Annotated in this window: 7 protein-coding genes and 1 pseudogene; 4 read left to right on the plus strand and 4 right to left on the minus strand. The window is 35.0% G+C overall.

Features of this window, described 5'->3' with window-relative positions:
- Nucleotides 1-435 precede the first annotated feature (435 nt).
- Together CEV08_RS08860 and CEV08_RS08865 are read left to right on the plus strand one after the other, a co-directional pair.
- Nucleotides 436-618 (plus strand): type II toxin-antitoxin system HicA family toxin, encoded by a 183-nt coding sequence (locus CEV08_RS08860; RefSeq protein WP_100131244.1) that lies wholly within the window; start codon nt 436-438, stop codon nt 616-618.
- Between the two features lie 20 nt (nt 619-638).
- On the plus strand, nt 639-1,061 hold the full coding sequence (locus CEV08_RS08865; RefSeq protein WP_100131245.1) for a HicB family protein: 423 nt from the start codon (nt 639-641) through the stop codon (nt 1,059-1,061).
- A gap of 3 nt (nt 1,062-1,064) precedes the next feature.
- On the opposite strand, the gene CEV08_RS08870 is transcribed toward CEV08_RS08865, so the two are convergent.
- A complete protein-coding gene (locus CEV08_RS08870) occupies nt 1,065-1,607 on the minus strand; it encodes a hypothetical protein (RefSeq protein ID WP_100131246.1) in 543 nt (180 codons plus the stop codon).
- A 10-nt stretch (nt 1,608-1,617) separates the two neighbouring features.
- Complete coding sequence (ssb, locus tag CEV08_RS08875) at nt 1,618-2,061, minus strand: single-stranded DNA-binding protein (protein ID WP_100131247.1); 444 nt, start codon at nt 2,059-2,061, stop codon at nt 1,618-1,620.
- A 247-nt stretch (nt 2,062-2,308) separates the two neighbouring features.
- On the opposite strand from ssb, the gene CEV08_RS08880 reads away from it, so the two are divergent.
- Together CEV08_RS08880 and CEV08_RS08885 are read left to right on the plus strand one after the other, a co-directional pair.
- The gene (locus CEV08_RS08880) at nt 2,309-2,566 is read left to right on the plus strand and encodes a hypothetical protein (protein ID WP_100131248.1); all 258 of its coding nucleotides are present in this window, start codon (nt 2,309-2,311) and stop codon (nt 2,564-2,566) included.
- A gap of 2 nt (nt 2,567-2,568) precedes the next feature.
- Entirely contained in the window at nt 2,569-2,997 is a 429-nt protein-coding gene (locus CEV08_RS08885; protein WP_100131249.1) for a type II toxin-antitoxin system HicB family antitoxin, read from the plus strand.
- Nucleotides 2,998-3,045: 48 nt separating this feature from the next.
- Here the strand turns inward: CEV08_RS08885 and CEV08_RS08890 are convergent, their stop codons facing one another.
- Nucleotides 3,046-3,594 carry an antA/AntB antirepressor family protein gene (locus tag CEV08_RS08890; protein ID WP_100131250.1) on the minus strand — a complete coding sequence of 183 codons (549 nt, stop codon included), beginning with the start codon at nt 3,592-3,594 and terminating at the stop codon, nt 3,046-3,048.
- A 271-nt stretch (nt 3,595-3,865) separates the two neighbouring features.
- Nucleotides 3,866-4,201: pseudogene (locus tag CEV08_RS08900) on the minus strand (hypothetical protein).
- Nucleotides 4,202-4,337: the final 136 nt, after the last annotated feature.

A 4,337-nucleotide genomic window follows, 5' to 3' on the forward strand; every position in this document is an offset into this window, starting at 1 on the left:
GATTATTGGGAGTTGAAGTTTCAAAACGAACAGTGCTTTTATTATCGCCAACAACACACATTGGCTTGGTGATGATTGCTTTCATCTTCGCTCCTTTTGAGGCAATGAATTAATGACATCATTGGTTACTGAATGGCGTTTGATATGTGCAAAATAGATTAGTCTGTTTTATCAATAAAAACAGTAATTTAAGCCCTCTTGAAAGCTTAAGATTTTATCAAATTTTAAGGGATATTTTTGAATTTTAGACGCAATACAACTACTACCGTACTGTTACTAAATACGATTTTTCATGCATTGTCAATAGAAAAAATCTATATTTTGTATTTTTTTATTTTTTGATCAAAACTTAGTATTTTAAAAGCTGCTTTTTAATTTTCTACAAATAACAACATTTATGTTGTATTTAAACATTTTAGATGTTATATTATATTTATGAACAGTCAAGAATTAAAAAGATATCTTACAAAACATGGTTGCAGTTTTACCTCAGGGAAAGGCGGGCATTTGCTTGTAAAACGTGGTTCTAAAAAAACGGTTTTACCTATGCATGGTACGCGGAAAGAATTAGGAACGGGATTAGTTCAAAAGATTCTTAAAGATCTTGACCTAAGGTAAGTCTGAATATGGAGATGTAAATGAAATATGCACTTAAATTTATCAAAGATGACAATGATACTCTTCTTGTCGTTTCCAAAGACTTTCAAGAATTTATTACCTATGGTAACGACGAAAAAGAGGCTTTGGAACACGCTAAAAATGCCCTTTTAACAGTTATTATGGGGCGTTTCCAAGATCGAGAAGTTGTCCCTTTTGGAGCTCGTGATGCTGCCTATCCTTTTGTTGAGGTATCTTCATTAGTTATTTTAAAAATTGCAATACACAACGCTATGGTTGAAAAGAATTTACGCAAAGCTGATCTCGTGCGTCTTTTAAAACTTCACCCAATACAAATTGACCGATTGTTGGATTTAAACCACGCAACAAAATTAGATGCTTTAGAATCCACTCTCATTGCTCTTGGAAAAGAGATCACTATCAATGTTCAAAATGCTGCTTAAAATTCAGCGTTTTTGTGTAAAATGTTTATGAAGTGCATTCAGAGCAACATACAGCGAACCGACAAGATGTGGCAGTGATTGATCTTCACTAACAAGATACTGTAGCGCGGCATAAAGGTTGTGCTGTCTATAAAGGCATTGTGCTTCTTTTAGCACCTCTTTTATTGCTTCATAGTAATGAGTAGTTTTTTCAATCCATTGTTTTTTTGCCTCTTCATTTAAAGATGGAGTAAAGTCATCATAAATTGCATTTGGTAAGGCTTTTGCACAGAGGTAATTATTTCTCACTTCAAGGTATTTTTGTGCTGCATCATACTGATCTTGGTTAATCACACCTTGCAGATAAAGCCGTCCGATATAGGTACCGGAAAGCGGATTTTTTGCTTCTTCTATGGTCAAGCCAAAGCGTTTGGCACGCATTTCTATTGCTAATTTCTCAATGGGGTCATGAGGCATTTTTGTCCGTGAGATACGACCATTGGGTTCTCTGATACATCCCTTAATACGAGGGCGTCCACATTTTGCATGTTTTTTTCTTTTTGTCATATTTTTTCAATCAGAATGGCATACTGTCATTAAGAGATACGCTATAATCGGAGGCACCAGAGGCGATAGCATAATTTTGAGAAGTAATGGGTGAGGGGGTAGATTGCTCTTTCTTGGCATCAAGCAAATGCAACTCGCCTTTATATTGTGACAAGACAATCTCTGTTGTGTAACGATCATGACCGTTTTTATCTTGCCATTTACGGGTTTGTAATTTGCCTTCTACATAAACCTTTGAACCTTTACTGAGATACTGAAGAGCAATTTTTGCCAAATGTGGATTAAAAACCACAATGGAATGCCATTCAGTTTTCTCTACTTTTTGGTGCGTGTTTTTATCCGTATAGCTTTCAGAAGTAGCCAACCTAAAATTGACTATTTCAGCTCCAAAAGTCATGGTTTTGCTTTCGAGGTTAGCACCAAGGCGTCCGATTAATGTCACTTTGTTTAGCATGTTTTTTGTTACCTTAAATTTGTATTTAAATACGTACAAAATCCTATCATAATTTTATTATTTTTTCAATTATTTCAGTTAATTAATAATAGTTTTTTAAAGTATTGAATTATAATTTATTTGATAAACTCACTCAATAACTATGTCATAAAAAGGCACGGCTTTTTTGTTCGATTTATTATTGATTATTATTGACAGTCGAACTTTTTTGTACGATGTTAATTTTATGAAATTAAGGGGAGGTTAAATGAAACGAGAAGCGCTGCTTAGAGAGTTACGCAAAGAAGCAAGAAAAAGAGGTTTTCATTACAGTGAAGCTCCAGATGCAGGCAAGGGGTCACATTATTTGGTAACTTTTGGAGACAAAACAACAGTTATAAAATCGGGAGAATTAACGCCACTTTATGTGAAAATAATAAAAAACAATTGGGAATATGAAATTTATAATTCAAACGCTTTTGAATTTTCGTTTCAAAAGCAGTTTGATCATAGTGAGGAGACCTAAACATGGAATATATGTATCAAGCAAAATTTGAAACTGATCCGGATGGTGGTTTTGTTGTTACTTTTCCAGATGTACCTGAAGCAATAACAGCTGGAGAAAATAGAGCAGAAGCATTAGAGAATGCTGTTGAAGCTTTAGGGTTGGCATTACGGAGCTATTCTATGCGTGGTCTACCTTTACCTGTACCACAGCAATATAAAGGTCTTGTAGAGGTTACGGTAGATGCGTGGAATGCTCTTAAGCTCGCAGTGGTAGAAGCTTTTAATGAAGCGAATATTACAAAAACAGAATTGGCTCATCGTTTGGGTAAAAAAGAAACCGAAGCAAGACGCATTCTTGACCCCAATTATCCAACGAAGCTTCAAACTTTAGAGCAAGCATTGAGCATTCTTGGCAAGCAAGTCGTTATTACAATAAAAGATGCAGCTTAACTATCTCCTCGCCTTTGAAGACGAGAAGATAAAATCATGTTTTTAAATCTAAGCAGCTTTTATAACAGATTTTTCTAAAACCTGTTTTGCTTCTTCAATGAGTATTTTATACTGTTTGCTTTCTTCTATCAATGTAAAGGCTTTAACAAGATGCATATGGAGAGGACCATAAATGTAAACAGCTTTTTTAGTTGGAGACATTTTATCCCAATCTTTTGGAAAATCAAAGCGTGTATCACGGTCATAATCAACAGATTGGCTTTTTAACTTTTTCTCACACTCAATAAAGTAACGACGAGCTTGTCTGCCTTTCTCATTGCGTTCAATCATGGAAAGTTCTTTTGCCATGTCTAATGTGAGGTAATATTCTATTACTGTGACAGCTCTAGATTTTGCGCTTCCCAATTTTGGGAACCGCAAATCTTGTGTTTTTATAAAGTCTTTACCTTCTTCAAATGTATATTGATTAATACGATCTGTAATCCAAGTAGCGAAACGTTTTCCTATTTCCATGAATGCATGTAATTCACGTGCGTTAACAGTTTGAACAGCTTCCTGATCAATTGTTTGTTCCGTAATTTTTATAAGAGTGTTCATTGTGAACTCCTAGTTGTTAGACGTTTTTGATTGACACTCTAAAGAGTGCCGGGTGCTCAAAAACACGGCAACTAGTCCGTCGTTATGCTTTCCCCAAAAGGGTATTATATGGCATAACCACACCCGACAAAGTCATTATATGCGTGTAGCATACAATGAGTCAAAGCTTTTAAATTGCGGAAGATTAGTTATTTCGGCAACTAATCCGCTAGTTGTTTTAAGGTGTTTTTGAGGCACCTGATTCGACAATAGACACATTGTTGACATGTTATCAAGAAACTTCATATAATTTTTTGATCTCTCTGTTAATCTCGTCTATAAGAGGCTCGTAATTGAGCACGCTTTTCAGAATAGCACCATCGTAAACCCATGCTTTTACTTGCGCCTTGGTGCTAAAATCTGCATTTTCTGGTATGGTGTAATACTAACCGCCGTCAAACTTTTTACACTCTCTTGTGCCGTCTTCATATTCGTAGAGGTTGTAAAAATACTCTGCCGCTCCGTCTCCCCAAGGAACATACCCAACAGCCGTTGCGATAAACTTTTTTTGCATTTTTTGCATTGGCTGTTTATGATTTGTTAAGAACAGTTGTTTTAAAATTTCCATGTTTTAATTCCTAATTTTACTAATTGGTCTATTTGTCTTAAATTTGACTGTACAGAGCTTTTTATATTGCAGATGTGTTTTTATCATAAAATCTTTAAATCGCTTTGTAAGATACCTTTTTGTCGATTTAAATGCA

The organism is Bartonella tribocorum (genome assembly GCF_002778015.1).
Classification (GTDB): Bacteria; Pseudomonadota; Alphaproteobacteria; order Rhizobiales; family Rhizobiaceae; genus Bartonella; species Bartonella tribocorum_B.

Excerpts from the sequence above, each read along its gene's own strand:
- CEV08_RS08885 (WP_100131249.1), top strand. The coding sequence starts at position 2,569 with ATGGAATATATGTATCAAGCAAAATTTGAAACTGATCCGGATGGTGGT.
- CEV08_RS08890 (WP_100131250.1), bottom strand. The coding sequence starts at position 3,594 with ATGAACACTCTTATAAAAATTACGGAACAAACAATTGATCAGGAAGCT.
- ssb (WP_100131247.1), bottom strand. The coding sequence starts at position 2,061 with ATGCTAAACAAAGTGACATTAATCGGACGCCTTGGTGCTAACCTCGAA.
- CEV08_RS08880 (WP_100131248.1), top strand. The coding sequence starts at position 2,309 with ATGAAACGAGAAGCGCTGCTTAGAGAGTTACGCAAAGAAGCAAGAAAA.
- CEV08_RS08865 (WP_100131245.1), top strand. The coding sequence starts at position 639 with ATGAAATATGCACTTAAATTTATCAAAGATGACAATGATACTCTTCTT.
- CEV08_RS08860 (WP_100131244.1), top strand. The coding sequence starts at position 436 with ATGAACAGTCAAGAATTAAAAAGATATCTTACAAAACATGGTTGCAGT.
- CEV08_RS08870 (WP_100131246.1), bottom strand. The coding sequence starts at position 1,607 with ATGACAAAAAGAAAAAAACATGCAAAATGTGGACGCCCTCGTATTAAG.